We start from the raw sequence: 19132 nt of genomic DNA, 5'->3' as shown, positions 1-19132 counted from the left end.
AAAAGTCCCACGGTCTCACATTAGATAAGTACATGAAAATAAAACAAATTTTTATTCTGGCGGTTCTACACATTGCTACCAGCGGCGTTGTATCAGCAGAGGATGGAAAGCTAGAGCAAGTTTTGCTCATTAACGCCAATATAGTGGACGTTAATGCGCTTAAAGTTGATGAAAACCAGTCGATTCTTATCGAAGGCGATAAGATCAAGAGAATTTCTTCAACGAAAAAGCTCTCCAAGGTGAGGCGGGCCAGTGTTGTCGATTTAAAAGGGAAGTTTGTAATCCCTGGCCTGATAGATGCGCATGTCCACCATGCGACAGATCCGGATAGCTGGGATAATTTGTCTATCACTACTGAGCGACTTCGATACCTGCTTCGTGGTGGTGTCACATCTGTGAGAGATATGGGCGGTGATGCACGAGCATTGGCCTACTTAAAACGTCAAGCAGAGGTCGACTCCATCGCTTCGCCAGACATCTACTTTTCAGTCATTATAGGTGGAGAATCCTTCTTCTCGGACCCGAGAACCATTGCCTCAGCTAAAGGGCGTACTCCAGGCCGCACAACATGGATGAGAGCGGTAGATCAAAATTCAGATATGGATTCAATAATGCTTCAGGCCATAGGTGCTGGTGCAACAGGCATCAAAATATATGCTGATGTTGAGGCTGAGACGGTGCCATTACTCGCGAGTGCAGCCAAGAAACATGGTTTGAAAGTCTGGTCGCATGCTTATATAGGCCCCACCAAACCTTTGGATATTGTCAATGCTGGTGTTGAGACTATTTCACATGCCTCAGATATGTCTGCTCAGCTAGTTGATAACTTCAAGGCGTGGCGCAGAAAAACTGCTGAGTTCGATGATTCAACCTGGGGAAAAATGCTGCAAAAAGATAGCTATTTAGACCTTTTTGATGCAATGAAAGAGAACGGTACAATTTTAGATGCGACGCTTACAGTATTTGAAAGAAGGAATACCTTAAACGAAAAGTACAGGAAACTTGATCAGCTCAGTACACAAATGACACAATTTGCCTATCAAAACGGCATCACTATTGCTGCTGGCACGGATGCATTTAGTGACCTTGAAAATGACACTACACCGATGATTCATCATGAGCTTAAGCTGCTCGTAGATGAAATTGGTATGACACCTCTTGAGGCAATTCAAGCTGCAACTATAAATGCTGCGAAAGTGATAGGGATAGAAGGTTCTGTTGGTAGTATTGAAGAGGGAAAGAAAGCAAATATTGTTGTACTTTCAGAAAGTCCAGAAAAGAATATCGAAAATAGCCAGTCGATAGCTCATGTGGTTAAGAACGGTCGCTTTATTTTTATTGGCGACGATCCACAGTTGCCTTTCTCCTCTTCACGTGAAGTGAATGGAACCATTTGGTTATCTGGGCAGATCGGTAATCATCCTTCAACTTTAACCATGGCAGGTGAAAGTCTGGAAGCTCAGATGCATCAAACAATGAAGAATATTGGCCAAGTTCTCGAAAGCAAAAACCTGGATTTTGACGATGTGGTTAAGTGTACTTTGATGCTCGCTGATATTGATGATTGGCCTGCGGCGAACGAAGTCTACCTCCAGTACTTCAACGGAAAGAAACCTGCGAGGAGTGCTTTTGCTGCGAGCGGCCTGGCACTTGATGCCAAAGCTGAGGTGGAGTGTATAGCTTCACGAAGCGCTGATTAATTCTGGAGTAGGGGACTTATGAACGATATAAATAGAAGAGCACTGATTAAATCTCTAGTATCAGGTAGTGTTGGTTCATACTTGGCTATTAACTCGGGTATATTAAATGCCTTTTCCGGGGTTAACGCAGGTAAAGCAACGTGGAATCCATACAGTTCATCGATTGTAATTGATGGCCTCAGCGGAGCATTCTCACTCAGGGAGCCAGTCTCTGAAGAAGTCCTGGGAATATTCAAGAACTCGGGGATTAGTGCCTTGAATATGACAGTCCCCTATCCAGGTGATGACTACACAGAGACTTTAAAGAAGGTTGAAAAAACCAAATCTATCATCGAGCAGAACTCAAACTACTTGAGCTTAATTCATTCTGCATCAGATATCCTGAAAGCGAAGCAGGAGAGTAAGCTCGGTATCATAATGGGTTTCCAATCAACTGAAATGTTTGATGAGTCACTTTCAGGTATTTCAGAATTCGCCAAAATGGGCGTCAAGATAATGCAGGTATCCTACAATGGGCCCTCTATCCTTGGCAGCGGCGGTCTCGTAAAGGAAGATTCAGGGATAACTTCCCTTGGCAAGAAAGCCCTAGAGATCATGGAGGCGGAGAAGGTTTTGATCGACCTCTCGCATTCTGGAAAGAAGACAGTGTCTAGTGCAATCAGTCAATCAAAAAGACCGATTGTGATCTCTCATACTGGCTGCAACGCAATTTATTACCACCCTAGAAATAATGACGATACCGAATTAAAAGCTGCTGCAGACACCGGTGGCTTGGTTGGAATCTATTTAATGCCATTTTTGGAGGGTGGGGAGCATGAAATAAAGGCCGATGTGGTGATAGAACATATACTGCATGCCTATAAAGTATGTGGTGAAGATCATATTGCCATAGGTAGTGACCAAGGCGTAGTACCGGTCAATGATGGCCCTGAGTATCGAGAAAGTATCCGTAAGGAAGTTGAGCGTCGTATTGCGGCTGGAATCTCCGCGCCCGGAGAAACACCAAATCGTCCACCGTTTATTCCTGAGCTGAACTCTGAGCGGCGGATGGAGCTAATTGCCTATAGGCTAAGCCAAAAGGGAATTCCTGATCGAGTGGTAGAAAAAATAATTGGTGAAAACTGGTTGCGTGTTTTTGCTTCGGTATGGAATTAAAGGAAAGTAAGATTAAATGGATAATTATCTAAGGCTTGATGGCGTTCTAATTCGATTGGTGGCTTGTATTACTTTCCTCTTTTCACCTTTGCTTTTTGCTGAAGGACTTAGTACTTATTCCGAATTCCCAAAGAGTTCAAAGACTGAAGTGATTCCTTTCCCGATCGAATTTGCTTCAGATATCACCTTGAATGGTGTTGAAGAGCTTGTGTTTCTGCCTGGTATGTATAAACAAGAAAAAGAGGATTTCTTTAGTTATGCTTTTTCATGGACTCACAAGCCAGAGAAGAACCAAGTTTTTGGGAAGGTCGAAATCCAGGATTTTATAGCCTCCTACTATAGGGGGTTGTACAAGGCCGTCACTCAAGGCAAAGAATATAAGCCGGCTATTACAATTGAGTGGGATGATGGCAAGTATACTGGTCAGATAAAGTGGATTGAGCCATTTGTAACCAAAAAAGAGCAGACCCTCTACTTTAAAGGGAATCAAGTTAACTGTGAAAAAACTGATGAGCTTCGTTGGTACTTTATTGTTTCTCCACAAAATTCCTCTCACCCCGTATGGGTGGAACTCCAGTCGATAAAACCCAAAAACTGTTAGTGATAGAATCCAGTTGCTCTCAACTCGGAAGCCTTACCATTCAACTTAAAATTATCACAAGTCCTAAATCAATCTGTTTGAATAAGTATCAGTCCTGTGCCTGCTACATTAGGTGAGTGTCCAGAATTTCTGTTAACTGTCAGATCAATCCTGAACCACTTCACTTAAAAAGAGGTCATATCCAATCGATATGCTTAGTTTTAGTAGGCACGTATGCTTTCCCAGGCATCTTCAAAACCATTAATAAGCATATAGCCAGAAAGTTTGTTAAAGAGTTAATGGATGTTGGCATTATCCTGTATGTGGTAGCCTTGAGTTGGGGGGCTCCTGTTTACTTAGAGGATGGTAGTGGCTCTTTCCAGATATGTAGCTGCGGATTTGAGTTTGGTTTCGATGATGAACCATCGGCATCCGGTACAAAAATTGACTCTGTCATTGGTAATTGGGAAGTTAAAAGGCATCGTAAGTTACAATACTTATCTTCCAAGTCCGATCAATATAAAGAACTGCTAACAAATTTAAGATGTATCGGTATTGAGCTAAGCACATAGTAAAAGTATGTATCTCTGCCCCCATCGGGTGATTCCGGCGATGTGTATCTTAACTGGTCCTGCATTTCATCTAAAATAGAAAGTGGAGAAGACCTTTAACGTTTGTGTTCAGTAACTTGAAACGAGCTATGCAGCTTATCGAACCAATAGTTGAATACATAGGTATATATCACGATATAAATCACCATGACTATCTCAAGCATAAATGCTTCTAGGATAGTCAGATTAAAGCCCCAGGCGATTACTGGCAACGTCAGTACCAACATACCCCCTTCAAACAATAACGCATGCATGGCTCTAACGATAAACGTCTTCTCCGGGTTTTTACGTATATTCAATAAGTACCAGTCAAAGGCGTGATTGAAAACCATATTCCAGACCAGCGCAAACAGTGATAGTCCAGCCGCAAGTACTAGCGATTGGTGTACCTCCAGATCAAACACTGGCACCACCAGTAAGCCACCTGTCAGCAGCAGAAAAAACTCGTAGGAAACCGCATGGAATAAACGATTCTTCAATGATTTAGTCATCAGCCATACTCACCCTGGTTGAGAAAATATGCCTGAATGATATATAGTTATTTTAGGTGGGATAAGTTAGATACTATACCTTAAACAGATAGGTTGGGCGCGTGGCAGTTTCTATTGAGCAACTGGAAGCATTTGTAGCAACCGAGCAGGCTGGCTCGTTCTCAGCGGCTGCACGTAAATGTGGAAAGGCACAGTCGGTAATCAGCTCACTGGTATCGAATCTGGAGGTTGACTTGGGAGTCAATCTATTTGATCGTAGTCAACGATACCCGCGATTGACGGACGCTGGTGAGTCACTGCTGGAACGCGCACGGAATCTTATCGAGCAACGCGAGCGTTTGATGGCGATCGCACAGGGGTTGTCTCTGGATGTCGAGGCCCGGTTGACGTTAGCTATTGCCCAGCATGTGCGGATTAAAAACCTGGGTGGACTCTTTCAAGAGTTTGAGACCAAATATCCAAATGTTCAAATTACGCTCAGAGCGGGAAGTGTTCAGGATGTACAGACCTGGGTCGAACGGGATGTGGCCCAACTCGGGATTATCACGCAGCAAGAGGATGTGCCCACTGGGTGCGATTTCAGAGCCCTGGGCCATCTGAAGCTCACTGGCGTCGCCTGTGCTGAGCACCCGATAGCACAACTTACTGAAGTAACCTGGGAAGACCTGAAACAATACCGACAAATCTTATTGCAGGAGTTTGAGATATCCAGCCAAACTCGCTGGCTGGTGTCTCCCGACGTGTGGAGTGTGTCACGTGTCGATGATGCACTTGACCTTGTCGACGCCAATTTGGGCTGGGCAGTATTGCCACTACACGTGGTTGCGAAGGGGATAGCGGCGAAAAAACTGATACAGCTCCCTCTGGTATTTGAGCAGGAGAAAGAGCTGTCACACGGTGTAGATATTATCTGGTCCAGTAAGCGTCCACTGGGTCCCGCAGCCACTGACTTGATGAAGCGGCTGAGCACAGAGGACGCAATACTGAACAAGGATCAGTCGCTATGAAGCGTTTGACAGATCTCGGGCAAAATCTGTGATAGTTGTATCTGGCTTACCTAACACCTGCCAAGTTTTTTGACTCACTGGTTGCTCCTTTAGCTGTTCTACGTAAGTCAGCATATGTTCCATGAATACTGCCTGCTCCTCGGGCAGTCCCATTTCTGCAATGGCTGCGATAGGATAGACGGCAATTTCTGTTCCCGGAGAATATGCCTCTACGAACGTTCTGGCCGCCTCTGGTAAAGACATACCTTCTGTACCCTGAACTGAAAAACTCTGGTTGTAGGCCATCTCATTACCGATAGCATTACCGATCATCTCTGCCAGGTCTGTTGTATTGGTGTAGTAGATAGGGTGGACATGATCGCCGATGATAGAAAATTGACCGTTCTCTATAAATGTGGGGAAAGAGTCCAGGAAGAACGAGCAGAAGAAGAAGGTGAAATCAATGCCCGAACTTTTAATGGCCTCTATCCCTGGCTTACGGATTACATTGGTCTTGTACTCAAGCCCCTTGTCCGCAAACTCTGGGTGGAGATAATCAATACCAGCAATCTGCATGATGTGTTGCACACCATTGATCTTTGCAGCCTCCACGATATTAATCACACCTTCACGCTCACTATGAAAGGGTAAAGTCGGGTCGAGTGACGTGGTATTCAGGGTGATATAAAGTGTTTTGGTACCAACTAGTGCAGACACCAGGCTCTCTTTATCCGAGACATCTGCTTCGACAAGCTGGATACTCTCTGGGAGGATAGTGCGAGCGCTAACCGCGTCCCTTACGAGCGCAGTTACCTGGACACCTTTAGCGTCCAGTTTTCGTGCTACCTGACGACCTAAATGGCCTGTGGCACCAATAATCGTAATAGTTTTCTGCATGATTCAACCTTTAAAGCAATGAATGGGATAGCCCATACTTTGCCCAAGTTCTAAAAAATCCTACAGTTATGTACCATCTATCAAATAGATACTACAGCAGGGCTCTCTAGTCCTACTTTTGTTCATGATTGATGCGCACGTAGGCGTCTCCTCGATAGATGACAAGGGGTTATTGGTGGGAGGCATATCTTTACTTATTTTCCAGTTACTTCAACACTGTGAGTGAGGAATTCGTAACAATTTTTAGGTTTTTGCCGGTTCGTTACTTGTGGGTAACCTCATTGCCCCATAAAGCATTTCTAAAATATACAGAGCAAAGAAAGTACAGAAAGATAAAGAGGTTACTCTATATCTTTATTTGACATACTTATCAGTTAAAGGTGCTTTCTTGACTCTCTGTATCTTTTTGTGTTGTAGGATATATGAGCTTTAGAATTAGAGAGAAGCATGATATACAGATGTAGCTTTTGAATTAATCGGTAAAGGTACCCGATCGTGTGGTTTTTAAAATTGTCAAGTAAACGCAAGGCCATACGGATCTTCAAAAGGGATTTAAGGCGTAAATTATCAAATGATTGGGGGAATAAGAGAAAGTATTTAGCCTCTGAGGTAGCTAATAGTGTTCAAAACCACTATCCCAAACTGACTAAGTATCAAATGTACGCAATATACATGTGGTCAGATAAAAAGCAGTTTGATAAATATTGTACAGAATCTGGCGTAAGTCTTAGCTCAATCGAGGCCAGGAAAGAAATTGATTCTGTTGTGATTTCTATGAATAGAAGTGATTCATCCCTAGTAGAATCCAATTGTAGCAACGAATTTTCTGACTCAGGAGGTTCGGATTGAGCTCACATTTAAAACGAAAAGGCATACGGTGTAAAAACCGTAGCTTCGATTTGATTTTGCAGTAAGTGCTTTAGGCGTCAAAAATCCTGAGTTCGGAGAGAGAATTAGTGGAAGAAGTAATAGGCGGTGTATTTAGATTTCTCGGTCGATTTATTGTTGAGACTATATTTACAATCATTGTCGAGGTCATGTTCCATTTCCCTGGCAATCTAATTTGTAAACCTTTCACAAAGAAAGGGAGAGAGCCAATTGGGTTTCTGGTGGTGATTGTCAGTATTTCATTTTGGTTGTTAGTAGCTGGATTAGCCTACACAGCATACTTCCTTCTTTCTGGTGAGCCCGGTGCCTAACAAGCACAAGTAATATGCTACGGCTCTTCGGGCCTTTTTGGAACAACTTACTTTATGTACATTTTGTACAGTTTACTCAAGAAAAGGCTGGAGCAGGGCGTGGAGATATGTATCTCGTTGCCAAATAAAGTTTAACTTCTACAGAGAGGGGTAGGGCCTTCTTCCTTGGGAAGCCTGACCTGGACAACCCCTATAGCCTAATTTTCGTTCGCTTTAGATATAGACATAGATCTCTCACCTGGGGGCGTGGATGCCTATCTTTACTTAATTTCCTATCACTTCTAGCACTATTGCTAAGACGTATGTCCCAGCTTGTAGATTTTTGTCGGTTTGGGGTTGTGGACGTGGATCAGTAAAAGACGGGAATTAGGTACTGGGAAGTTGGGGAGTCGCTTCAAGCTACTGAGTTAACTAATTGGATTCGCTATGGCTCTAATGGCAAAGGGGATCGGGTTTGCGGCTGGCTATGGCTCGTCGTTAAGTATTGAAGTAATATCGCTTACCAACATCGGATTGAAACTTATGGAGTGATTAAACAAATCTAAACGTTTTGGGCTTTACACGGGATGATGCCTAGGGCACGCAAAATCCACAAACTTGCCAATCAAGTCTATATGAAGAGATTTGATGTGGATGTGGTGCTTAGGAAAGGAAAGCTTGATAATCCGCAGATCGATAAGGTTAGGTATCGTGAGGACCATCGGCCAATGATGGTGAAAAACAAGAGAGCGGGCGAAGAGAGGCCCAAACGAAACGATATCGTATCCTATCGGATGCCAGGCTCTTCAGAGTCGTATATTTTGACTAAATCGGGTGGGGTATCACTTTTTGATGGTATCAGTAGCAAAGTTCCATTTAGAGAGGGAAAGGATGCTCGGTGGATAATTACCAAAGATGCGAGATTGGAATCAGGATTGTTATTGCAAAAGATATGTTTCCCGATACAGAAGGCAATACCCACTACTCGATTGAAGCGGAAATCGACATGCTTGTTTCCGAGTATTTTGAAAAGCTTGCCGCCTTAAAAAAATATATGAGAGTTAAGTGATGTCTTATAACTACAAAGATTTGAACTACATACGAGAAGCCCTTGCTTGCTACGAAGAAAAATTGTGTGATGTTAATATTAACGAATGTGATGATGAAGAAGAGCTTCAAGAAGATATTCTGTACATGGGACGTTTGAGGGCGCTGACCGAAAGAATAATTGACGAGTGGGAGAATAAGGGCCCCACTTTAACCTCAGTCTAAAGGTCAGGAGATAAAGTAAAAAGGTTAAAGTAGTTAAGGCCTCCCTTATGCAGGGAAGACGTATTGAGCTAATTATTTAGACAAATATAGGTGCAGGTTGCATCTGCCCTCAATTGCCTAACATAGGTTTTTATTTTATGAAGAGATTTATACTCCTGGCATGCAAACTTCTATTGATAACTGCTGTATTTATACTGCTGCTGTTAGTGTCATTTCTAACTACTACGCTATTGGTGCAAGGAGATCAACACCCAGAAAGCTGGGTAATAAATGTCTATGATATTTCTGCTATGGCGATAGTAATTGCCCTATACATTGCTGTAATAGCGTATACGTTCAGGAGATTTCTTAATGCAGAAAATCACTTCAGGAAGTAGAAATATAGTGGTGTGATTAGCTTTCGCTGTGTGTCCAAAAAATGTGCTAGGGGAACTTGCTCTGAGCACTCAGCTGTCTAATTTTTGTTCACTTTGGTGCAAGTATAGATCTCTTCTCAGTGGGCGGGGAGGGAATTGAGGGAGTGGGTGCCTATCTTTATTTGATTGCCTTTCACTTTCAGCACTGTAAGTGAGACCTAGGTGCCTATCCGCAGTTTTCGCCGGTTCGATGCCCTAGGATTAATATATTTATTTCATGCTGATACTCAAGCCGTAGGTGGGCATTCCTTGGCAGGGAAGCATGATGGGTGCGTGGGGTAAGCTGGGAAGCGAACTACTTACTGACCTGGGAGATTCCATCACTCCAATTGCTGACAAATGGGGCAATTTTACAGCTTGGTTTGAAGATATGGATGATGAGTCAGATATTGACCCATATCCTGATATTTTTGTGTGGACAGATTGTGTTTTAGTAATGAATGAAAAATCCAGAGAGGTATTAAATAACCTTTTGGAAAAAATTGGTGAGTTCTTACCTTTTGCTGCTCCAAAAGGTCGTTACTTTGCGTATATCCCTCACCTAGTGGTTCATGCCAAAGAGGAAGAAAGTAAGCGGGAAGTAAGAAACGGAATAGAAATGGAATCAAAGTCCATTGTTTTTTCTCATGAGGAAGTTGGTACAAAGGCTATTTTAAAAACAGCTTTTAATATTTTTACCTGTGCTTTTTGTACAGATATCCTTAAAAAGTCTATTCAATAAAAACATCTTACTGGCGTGCGGTTTGAACATCGCTTAGCCTAACTCTTGAGGGGGCTCATTTTATTAATTAAGGGCCCCCGCGATTCTCAAGATTAATAGGCTCTATGGTGGCAGGGCCCCAGTCATCTTTTCCTATCAAAATACACGAAGATCTTCTCCCGATGAATGGGGTGAGATTTGGGTATTGTAGATATCACGCTTTACATGGTTGCCGGTTACGTCCAGTAATGTAACCGAGACATTTGTACCGATTTTAATGCTCTCACCTTTAGGAAGCTCTAAGATCAGAATTTTTAGTGCCAATACTTAAGGTTGTGGCTGGGCATTCTGTTGTGGTCAACTCCAGCCGGACACTTCTTTAAGCACATTCCTCAAATTCGATAGGGGCTAGATCTCCCAGTGTTGTATGTATTCTGCGTGAGTTGTAATAAGCAATATAGGCTCTTACATCTGCTACCGCATCCTCCCTTGTCGGATAGAGGTTTCCCGTTAACCACTCCCGCTTCAGGCTGCTGAAGAAACGTTCAGTCGGTGCGTTGTCCCAACAATTTCCCTTACGGCTCATTGAACACACCATCCCCTGCTGACTCAATAACATTTGGTAGGTATGGCTGGCATACTGACTGCCACGATCAGAGTGATGCAGGAGACCTTTTGGGGGCGTACGCAAATTGACAGCCATCATCAACGCACGAGTTACCAGGGCCGTTTCCATCTTGCGATCTAGATGCCAACCAACAATCCGGCGCGAATAGAGATCAATCACTACCGCCAAGTACAGCCAGCCCTGCGAAGTCCAAATATATGTAATATCAGTCGTCCAAACTTGATTTTTAGCACTCGGTGAGAACTCCCTATTCAGAAGGTTCTCTGCGACAGGCAGGTGATGTTTACTGTCTGTCGTCAGTGTAAATCGCTTCTTGCGCTTTACTGCCAAGCCTAGCTTTTTCATGAGCTTGCGGACTCGATAGCGCCCGACTTCAAAGCCTTCTTTACGTAACAGCTTCATTAACCGACGACTTCCGAGACTCTGTCTAGATTCTGCAAATAGGGCCTTCAAACGATGGCATAGTTGCCATGTTTGAGCATCTATTGAGCTATTACCACGGCAACACCAATCGTAATAACTAGTCTTACTTACCTGCATTACCCGGCAGAGCACCCTAACAGGAAAGCTGCCTTGCTGTTTTTCAATAAAGCTGTACTTTATTTCATTTCTTTCGCAAAGAAGGCGCTGGCCTTTTTTAGGATTTCTTTCTCCATCCGCAACTGCTTATTTTCACGTCGTAATCGCTCTAATTCTGCGCGCTCGCCTACATCCAACCTCACACCGTCTTCTTCCTGCTTCTGTTCCTTTATCCAGCGTCGCAGGTTATTGGCTGTTGTTCCTACAGCCTCTGCTGCTTTAGAAATTGAATACCCTTGCTCAGAGACTAGCGCTACGGCGTCTTTCTTAAATTCCGGCTTGAAATGCCGACGTGTACCTTTTGTTGTCATACTTCACCTCGCTTGGTAGTTTTACCATCTTAGCGAAGTGTCCGGAAGGATTAGACCACTACATTCCCTGCTTCAGAAGTTACAGGTAGAACGGAGTAGAGTGTGAATGGCACAGGCGCTAAGTTCCTATAGTTTGAGGAATCACTACAAGTGGTTGAATTCACAAAGCTTTTACAGTTTTGTGTTATTTTGCTTACTAGGCCACAACAATATTGAACGGTGCTTTATTTTAAGAGTTTCTAAAATTGGTTTTTAAATAATGATTTACTGGCGGACGCACCGGGTATTATGCTCCATAATAACGACCTAAAGAACCATCAATATCTATATTTAGGGAGGACCGTAGAAATTGAACATGATATCAGAAAGGATTTGGTCACTAAGAACGTTAGACTGGAACAGGGTTCGTCGAAAACGACTGATCAATGTTAAACGCAACAGTGTCTCTTCTAAAGGAAAGTTTAATTTAGGTACTAGCGTTAGAAAGGGACCAACCCCACAGCTATTTTTTCTTGGTTTCTATACAGAGAGCGGGATAATCCAATACTAAACAGATCCTTCCAAGACTTCCGTGTACAAGTATCTCCTTGCTCGATGTTAATACAGGGAGTCGGTATGCTCGGTTGCTAGCTTGGAATCTCATAGTAACTTTTAACTAAACACTCTCATTAGGGGAACATTCATGAAGCTACCAACACTTATTTTCTCTTTGGCCCTGGTTTCTATCGTGAGCGGATGTGCGTCTAATCAGCATGTCTACTCATCAGACGGTAAATGTCTTACCTGCTGGAATAATCCGGTTACTGGCGACCCCATCAATCACGATGGAAATACTCGCCAGCAACAAGCTGCACAGGAATCCCAGATGGAGCAGACAAGCGCTACCGACAATACTGCGGTGAATACATCTGCCAATAAGCCTACTAATCATAAAATCGCATTTACCGTGCCTGTGAATGTGGACGTGGTGTTCATGAAAATTAAAAGAGAATTTGAATACCAATCAACCAGTGAAATCCAGCAAGAATTCGGTAGCTTGGCAAGTACAAAGATGCAAAATTTTGAGTATCACTACGATATTATGCCATCTATGTATTATCACATGAGGGATACTCGTATGCATAACGGTGTGATTACAGTAATTGATTTTAGGGTCGAAAAGGTCGCTGATAAGGAAAGCTCTATAGAAATTACTTACTGGCCACAAGCCAAGTCAGTTAATGCCATTCAGTTCGGGGAATCTCTGAAAGATCGTACACGAAAGGCATTAAATATCTAATGGAAGGAAAGGGACACCAATCTGTTTTTATATTGTCTGAATGGCCTTTTTTCAGAGCGCTGCCGGAGAGTCTAATAGGCAAGATGAGAAGAAGGGTGAGAATAGTGAGTAGACCCCTGAGTAAATTATGAATCCTCTGATGGTTTATTTTGTTCATTGGGTTTTGAGGATTAAAGGGAGGAGGTAACTGATGTACGTTAGTCTAAGCAGATTGTATTAACGCTAGCAATGTATAGAGCTCAGCTGATCGTCCCAGTTAGAGTCGATTTTTGGCTTATAGAAGAGCGGGGGAACCTTTCTTATACATGTTAAGATAGCTTTGAAATAGCGACGTATCTATCTTAGAGTTGTTGTGTCCTTATGGGCGCGATTACTATGAGCAAAAGCTGGATGCTAGGATGGGAGATTCTCCTCCTATTAAGAATCTATTTTCAAAGCCCTCTATTCTTTAATTTTTTCTATTTTGAGATCCACGTAGATTTTTTCATTGTAGTGGCAAGGGAGTCCGGGAATGGATACCTATCTTTACTCGATCACCTTTCACTTCCAGTGGTTCTACCAGAATATGTGCCCAAATAAGTGGGCTCTCATGTATTTGGTGCTTTAGGACGATCGTGTTTGTTTTCTGCTGATGCCAATGACGTGGGAGAGTATTCCTTGCTGATGATGGTTAAAAAGATGATGTTTATTGGACGAGGGTTCTATTTTACGGGTCTCCCTTCTTGTAGGAGCTTTAAGAGTGATGCTACGCAGGTGAGGAGCGCCCATAGTGGTGCTGAATAGGGAGGGTGCTAGTCTTCTGAGTTGGAATTCCAGTATAGCTTGTTGAATTTATATGTTTTTTTATATTTTAAATGTTGATTTCCGTGTCTGTCTTCTGCTGCCATCCTAGTCAATCTATTTAGCGGGTGTCCAGGATGATTTTTTGGTAGTAACTTAATGACTGAATGTATATAAGGGATAATGTAAATATGAAATACAAAGGAAGTTTTGTAATTCTGGTTTTAATGTTGTGTGCGTCACAAAATTTTGCTGCTGAAAATTTATTTGAAATTGATCGAAAATTTAATGCAGGTGTTTCTCTTTTTTCAGATCTTGACAAATGGTTGTCTAATGTTGATGGCGTTTCGTTAGATGTGAGGGATAATTACGTTACTTATAGTGTAAATATTCAATATTATACCAAGCAAGGGTTTTGGGATGTACATCCTAGACCCTATTTTCACGAGGAGAAAGATAGCAAGAAGGCGTTCAAACATCTGTGCAAAAAGCATGGTGGCATAGATGTGACCGCAGTTGAATATGTAGATAAAAGATATAGGTTTCCATATAAGAAGTATTATCAGTTTTTCAGGAGCCGCTATCAAGCATCTTCAATTAGAAAGCCTTTCTATGAAGCATGTGAAGTCAATGGTCAGCATGTAATATTCCAGTTTGGATATTATAAAGTTGATAATATTTTTTGGGTTAAGCTAATTGATAATGAATCATATATGGCTAATAGGAAGGCGGACTTTGAAGGATGGCAGAAAGCAATGGCTTCTGCTAGAAAACAAAAAATGGAAGAGGAATTGAAAGAAAAAGCTAGAATTAGAAAAATGGAAGAGAATTATCAGAAAAAGGTTGCCTTGGATAGGGTCAAGAGGGCAGCTGGGTTTAGGAGAAGTTTAGAAGTTGGAGACATGACAAGTATAGGAATGGTAGTAGACATTAGAAAGCCGATTGCAAAAATACAACTGCAATCTAACGGCGATGAACGTTGGTACAAAATTGATGAGCTTTATCCAGAGTAAGTTGATTGACAATCTTAAGGAATATTGCCTTGATGAAAGGATGATTAGTCTTTTTGAGGGCAAAGACGTTATGAGCAAAACCTGGTTATTCACGCGAGCATTAGTAGAAAGTAAAAGTGAGCTCTGCGTGTACTTAATAATTGGTGTGGCGTCGATTTTAGGTATGCCGCTTGTTCGCTCTAATTTACGTTGCCTTTTATCTTCTGTCGGGAGGTGATTTGTTGTAGTTGTGGAGAGGGTTTTATAAGTATGCCGTTCTCAACCTCGAAGATGACTAACTAACAATAGTGTCGCTATGGAGCCTCTTTTCTAAGAGAATCTGCTCTCAACGCTTTTCTTTACCTACTTTTCGATATAAATAAAGGTCTCTTTACGACGGGTTGAGCAAGATTTGGGGGCGCGAGCACACATCTTTTCTTGATTGCTTCTCACTTCCAGTACAGCAACTAGGACGTTTGTTCTAGTTTGAAGGCTTTAGCTGGATTGGTGCTTTACGGTCAACCTATTTGCTTCCTAGTGGCAATCAACCCGTGGGTAGGTATTCCTTGGTAGGGGAGTTTGGTAAGTAATGCTTTTCGAGAAGGGAGTGGCCGCAGTGGTGCAGAATAGGGAAGGGTGGGGGCTAGTCTTCCTGAGTTGGTATTTCACTATAACCTGTTGAATTTAAATTATTTTTGTAGGACCAATGTCAATTTTCTAGTCTGGCTTCTGCTATGCTACTCGCCACTCTATTTGATGGGTGTTCAGAGTTGTTGCGGTGGGCGGGGAGGGAATTGAGGGAGTCTTTATTTGATAGCCTTTCACTTTCAGTACTGTAAGTGAGGCCTAAGTGCCTATCTGCAGTTTTCGCCAGTTCGGCGCTCTAGGGTTAACATATTTATTTCATACTGACACTCAAGACGTAGGTGGGTATTCCTTGGCAGGGAAGCATAGTGGGTGAGTGGGGTTGGATGCAGAATAAGGAAAGGCTAGTGTCGGGTTCTCAGAGTTTGGGGGCTCGCACCAATCTCTTGAACACACATCTCGTTCGTGACGTCCATATTAATTAGGTAAGTTGGCCTCTAGTGTTTTGATTAACCCTCCTATTCAAACACCTTTTTTGGCGGGTTATACTTTTGTTTGGTGGGTGTCCAGGATTACTGCACACTACGAACTCCACCGAATAGTTCACGCTTTGTAGGGCCATCTGCAGATCATGGCTTTAGAATATTGAGTTAGGGTTCATGGAAAAAGAAGTAGATCCAAAAATATATGGTGTAACAACAGCTTTATTTAATGAATGGCGTTCACCTCGATTGGGTGATAATAATCCTCAAAGGGTGCGCTCAAATGTTTGGGAGTGGCTTTTTCATTCAAGGCTCAGCGGTTATGCGTCGACTAAAAAAATGAATGGTCCTTCGCCATTTGATGAAGGCCCAACTTGGAGTTTTGATCGATTTGGGCAATCGATAAATAAGTTACCTGATGGTCGCATTGTATACATAGGTGGTGAGCATGAGGATCATTATGATCCTGACTTTTACATTTATAACGATGTTGTCGTTGAAACGCCCGAAGGTAGAGTTGAGTTCTATTGTTACAGGAATACAGATTTTCCGCCAACAGACTTTCATTCTGCCACCCTAGTTGACGAAAAAATTTTCATCATAGGCAATCTTGGCTATCCTGCAGAAAGAAGGCTTAACGATACCCAAGTGTATGTCCTCGATATAAATAATTTTAAGATTAATAAAGTTGAAACCTTAGGTGAATCTCCGGGTTGGATTCATCAGCATAATGCTGTTCTCAGCTTAGATAAAAAATCGATTACCATTACTAATGGATTAATTGATCGGGGTGATGAGTATTCTTTACGTGAGAATATAGACGACTGGAGGCTGAATTTAGAAAATTCAACGTGGGAACGACTTACGGAAAGAAAATGGCCTCGATGGGAATTACGTAGAGAGGATAAGTCGAATAATCATATCTACGACATCAGGCAGGCATTGTGGAGCTACGAAGCCAAGTGGCAAGATAGTTATGACAAAGCGATGCAGCAACTTGAAAGTGAAATGGGTTTTAAGGTTGATGTTAGGCTAGTTAAAAACCTTTACGAATTTGATATTGAGCATGAGCCTATTGAGAGGGATGAGGAAGAATACAATGTCTATTGGCTCTATGTTGAGGGTGTAAGAATTCGGTTTATCGAAGAATGGCATTGTATACAGGTAGTGATTGAAGGGAGTATTCCAGATACAAAATTGCTATCAATTAAAGAACAGCTGATATCTAAATTAACTCATTTAGAAAAAGCGTATTGGATATTGGAAGAATACTAAGTCTTAATAAAATCACATACAGGTGGAAAAATAGCAAAGTTAGAGAACCTCTGAACTACTACAGCTGAAAGGCTGCCGACTATATTTACCTTTTTATGTAGCTCTTTACGCTCGTATAATCATAAAAAAGCGCATATAGCGGGCCGCTCAGAGCCTGGTGTTAATGTGATAATGTCATATCAGATATGTTATCGAATCCAACTGAGGCTCCTAGTTTTGCTTTGAGTTCTGGCTTGCGTTCGCATGAAGCCTCCATCCAGGTAGAAGCTGAGCAGTGCATTGGTGCGATGACTAATACATATCTCCGCCCAAAAGGTTGGCTACTGCAGAAGTGATAGCACAGGTGGTAGTCTCAATCCGTGGAGAGCCTTCCCTCAACGCCTTCCATTACTTAGTTTTTGTTCATTTTTAGCGCACATAGATCCCGTTCGCGATGAATGGGAAGGGATTTAGGGGGGGGCGTGGATGCCCGGGTTTCTTGATTGCTTTTCAGTTTCAGTACAGTAGCTGGTACATTTGTATCAATGTGTGGGCTTTCGCCAGCACGGAGCTTCAGGGTCAACTTATTTACTTTCTAGTCGTATTCAACCCGTGGGTGGGTACCTCTTGGTGGGCGAGCTTGGCAGATGGGAAGCGGCTGTAGTGGTACAGGATGGGTGCTTGTCTTTCTGAGTTGGTGATTTACGATAAGTTGTTGAAGTTAAAACATTTTTATAGTTTCAATGCCAATTTTCTCATCTGGCTTCTGCAGCCCTGCGGCTATTTTATTTAGTGGGTGTCCAGAATCTCCGCTCGTTTGCAGGCTTTCGCCAGCTCGGTGCTCTAAGGTCAACCTATTTGCTTCCTAGTAGTATTAAGTCGTGATGGGTACTCTGTGATGGGAGATTTGATAGGTAATGCTTGGTGGCAGACAGGGGTTGGAGTGCTGGGCGGTGCGTTCAGAATGGGAAACGCTATTTATGCTGCATAGCAGTCGAAAATTCTTTATGTCGTCATAATTTTACCTCTAACCGCTTTAAATAGAAGTGAATATTTAGTATTTTCGCGTTCAGGCAACTAGTTAGGAGTAAGGTCAATGTCTAGGTTTTGGGTTGTTGATACAAAAGCCAAAATTTCTCCAGAAAGCACATATGAGCAAGATGGTAGTAAATGGTACTACGGTCGTTCAATAGTCCCTGCTAAATCAGCAGAAGAAGCCATTGAGATTCTAAAAATGGCACTACGAGACAAGCATGTTGAAGTCGATGCGATCCTTGCAGTTGTTGATTACAGCCATAAGAGCTGGGACTCGGATGATGATGATCTCTATGAAACTTTAGAATCCTATGAGAAGTCAAAAGCAACTAACGAAGTAGTTACTGGGGTTTTTGCATCAGGCATGTATTTGGAGAGTGAATAACTATGTCAAAGGGAGCAATGACATTAGCGGAAGGAAGCCAGAAGAATAAATTTAAAACTGACGCTACTCTGGTTTTGAATGGCAATCAAGAGCGAGAGTACGTTTTAAGGACTGCATATGACAAATTGTCCGTTTGGAAGGCAAAGTATGCAGTAAGTGTTTCTCCATTTTATCCTAGATTAAAAACAACGATTAAAGAAGCCGCATTAATTGATAATGAGATCTGGGTATTTGGTGTTGATGGTACCAATGTTAGCCATATTATTGACGCGGTAACAATTGCTACGCAGTTCTATCAGGTCAAGCCTAAAGATATCCTTAGTAATATCTATATTAAAAACTTGAATGCTGAAGGCCAACATGAAGGTAATATGCCGCTACTTGTAAAGTTAAACATGGCTTTATACGAAAATACAGCTAGAGCTTTGACCGAGGCCTGTAAGTACTTTGGAATTCAGTCAGGTTTTAATATTCACGTATACAGCTCAAATGTGAATCCAAAAATTTCAAGATCTGAATTACACCAGGCTCTAAAGGCTGGAGGTGCTAAAACTGTTGCAACTGATAGCAGGAAAATTCGCCACAAAGTAGGTAGTAATAATGGCGAAGATTCCGTTCCGCTTGTTAGTAATCTTCATGTGGCTTCGATGGGTTTTTAAATTTAATTAAAAATTTCAGATCTGTTGATGAAATCTCAGGAGGTACCCAGAGAAATAGAGTTCATAGAGATACAAATTTGAACTTAGCTTCCTCTTCACTCAATAGTCTTGGAAGTTTATACTCTATTTGTTGGGGATTCCGGACTATATTAATAAGTGAATCTCAAATTTCCCTAT

At 42.2% G+C, this 19132-nt stretch carries 18 protein-coding genes; 15 read left to right on the top strand and 3 right to left on the bottom strand.

Translation table 11 applies throughout. The annotated features are described in order from the left end of the window. Positions 1-32: 32 nt before the first annotated feature. The 4 genes from ACJJIR_RS11630 (at position 33) to ACJJIR_RS11615 (ending at position 4007) form a co-directional block, all read left to right on the top strand. Entirely contained in the window at positions 33-1700 is a 1668-nt protein-coding gene (locus ACJJIR_RS11630) for an amidohydrolase family protein (protein WP_444905453.1), read from the top strand. Positions 1701-1718: 18 nt separating this feature from the next. Beyond that, the gene (locus ACJJIR_RS11625) at positions 1719-2855 is read left to right on the top strand and encodes a dipeptidase (RefSeq protein ID WP_444905452.1); all 1137 of its coding nucleotides are present in this window, start codon (positions 1719-1721) and stop codon (positions 2853-2855) included. A gap of 16 nt (positions 2856-2871) precedes the next feature. Beyond that, positions 2872-3456 (top strand): hypothetical protein, encoded by a 585-nt coding sequence (locus ACJJIR_RS11620; RefSeq protein ID WP_444905451.1) that lies wholly within the window; start codon positions 2872-2874, stop codon positions 3454-3456. Positions 3457-3572: 116 nt separating this feature from the next. Beyond that, positions 3573-4007 (top strand): hypothetical protein, encoded by a 435-nt coding sequence (locus ACJJIR_RS11615; RefSeq protein WP_444905450.1) that lies wholly within the window; start codon positions 3573-3575, stop codon positions 4005-4007. Between the two features lie 95 nt (positions 4008-4102). On the opposite strand, the gene ACJJIR_RS11610 is transcribed toward ACJJIR_RS11615, so the two are convergent. After that, positions 4103-4537, bottom strand: a complete 435-nt coding sequence (locus ACJJIR_RS11610) for a PACE efflux transporter (RefSeq protein WP_444905449.1) — start codon at positions 4535-4537, stop codon at positions 4103-4105. A gap of 101 nt (positions 4538-4638) precedes the next feature. On the opposite strand from ACJJIR_RS11610, the gene ACJJIR_RS11605 reads away from it, so the two are divergent. Then, positions 4639-5544, top strand: a complete 906-nt coding sequence (locus ACJJIR_RS11605) for a LysR family transcriptional regulator (protein ID WP_444905448.1) — start codon at positions 4639-4641, stop codon at positions 5542-5544. On the opposite strand, the gene ACJJIR_RS11600 is transcribed toward ACJJIR_RS11605, so the two are convergent. Next, positions 5539-6420 (bottom strand): SDR family oxidoreductase, encoded by an 882-nt coding sequence (locus tag ACJJIR_RS11600; RefSeq protein WP_444905447.1) that lies wholly within the window; start codon positions 6418-6420, stop codon positions 5539-5541. The genes ACJJIR_RS11605 and ACJJIR_RS11600 overlap by 6 nt on opposite strands. Positions 6421-6915: 495 nt before the next feature. Between ACJJIR_RS11600 and ACJJIR_RS22330 the strand changes: the two genes are divergently transcribed. From ACJJIR_RS22330 to ACJJIR_RS11580, 5 genes are all read left to right on the top strand, one after another. Beyond that, the gene (locus ACJJIR_RS22330) at positions 6916-7269 is read left to right on the top strand and encodes a DUF6559 family protein (RefSeq protein ID WP_502867323.1); all 354 of its coding nucleotides are present in this window, start codon (positions 6916-6918) and stop codon (positions 7267-7269) included. A gap of 107 nt (positions 7270-7376) precedes the next feature. Beyond that, a complete protein-coding gene (locus ACJJIR_RS11595) occupies positions 7377-7619 on the top strand; it encodes a hypothetical protein (protein ID WP_282953295.1) in 243 nt (80 codons plus the stop codon). Positions 7620-8496: 877 nt separating this feature from the next. Continuing rightward, entirely contained in the window at positions 8497-8667 is a 171-nt protein-coding gene (locus ACJJIR_RS11590) for a hypothetical protein (protein WP_444905446.1), read from the top strand. After that, positions 8667-8870, top strand: coding sequence for a hypothetical protein (locus tag ACJJIR_RS11585; protein WP_444905445.1), 204 nt, complete (start codon positions 8667-8669; stop codon positions 8868-8870). Before ACJJIR_RS11590 ends, ACJJIR_RS11585 begins: the two co-directional genes overlap by 1 nt. Positions 8871-9548: 678 nt before the next feature. Beyond that, entirely contained in the window at positions 9549-10007 is a 459-nt protein-coding gene (locus tag ACJJIR_RS11580) for a hypothetical protein (RefSeq protein ID WP_444905444.1), read from the top strand. 358 nt (positions 10008-10365) lie between these two features. On the opposite strand, the gene ACJJIR_RS11570 is transcribed toward ACJJIR_RS11580, so the two are convergent. Further along, positions 10366-11504, bottom strand: a protein-coding gene (locus tag ACJJIR_RS11570; RefSeq protein WP_444905442.1) for an IS3 family transposase whose coding sequence is annotated in 2 segments (ribosomal slippage) — positions 10366-11255 and positions 11255-11504 — 1140 coding nt in all. Because the reading frame shifts where the segments join, the coding sequence is not laid out codon by codon here. Between the two features lie 682 nt (positions 11505-12186). Here ACJJIR_RS11570 and ACJJIR_RS11565 point away from each other — a divergent pair. From ACJJIR_RS11565 to ACJJIR_RS11545, 5 genes are all read left to right on the top strand, one after another. Further along, positions 12187-12783: a hypothetical protein gene (locus ACJJIR_RS11565; protein WP_444905441.1), complete on the top strand. Its 597-nt coding sequence runs from the start codon at positions 12187-12189 to the stop codon at positions 12781-12783. A gap of 971 nt (positions 12784-13754) precedes the next feature. Then, the gene (locus tag ACJJIR_RS11560; protein WP_444905440.1) at positions 13755-14576 is read left to right on the top strand and encodes a hypothetical protein; all 822 of its coding nucleotides are present in this window, start codon (positions 13755-13757) and stop codon (positions 14574-14576) included. Positions 14577-15799: 1223 nt separating this feature from the next. Then, positions 15800-16897, top strand: a complete 1098-nt coding sequence (locus ACJJIR_RS11555) for a Kelch repeat-containing protein (protein ID WP_444905439.1) — start codon at positions 15800-15802, stop codon at positions 16895-16897. Positions 16898-17972: 1075 nt separating this feature from the next. Then, on the top strand, positions 17973-18296 hold the full coding sequence (locus tag ACJJIR_RS11550; RefSeq protein ID WP_444905438.1) for a hypothetical protein: 324 nt from the start codon (positions 17973-17975) through the stop codon (positions 18294-18296). Positions 18297-18298: 2 nt separating this feature from the next. Next, on the top strand, positions 18299-18955 hold the full coding sequence (locus ACJJIR_RS11545) for a hypothetical protein (protein WP_444905437.1): 657 nt from the start codon (positions 18299-18301) through the stop codon (positions 18953-18955). Positions 18956-19132: the final 177 nt, after the last annotated feature.

The organism is Microbulbifer maximicatervae (SeqCode), from assembly GCF_052467385.1.
This window is presented reverse-complemented; position numbering and strand designations above follow the sequence as displayed.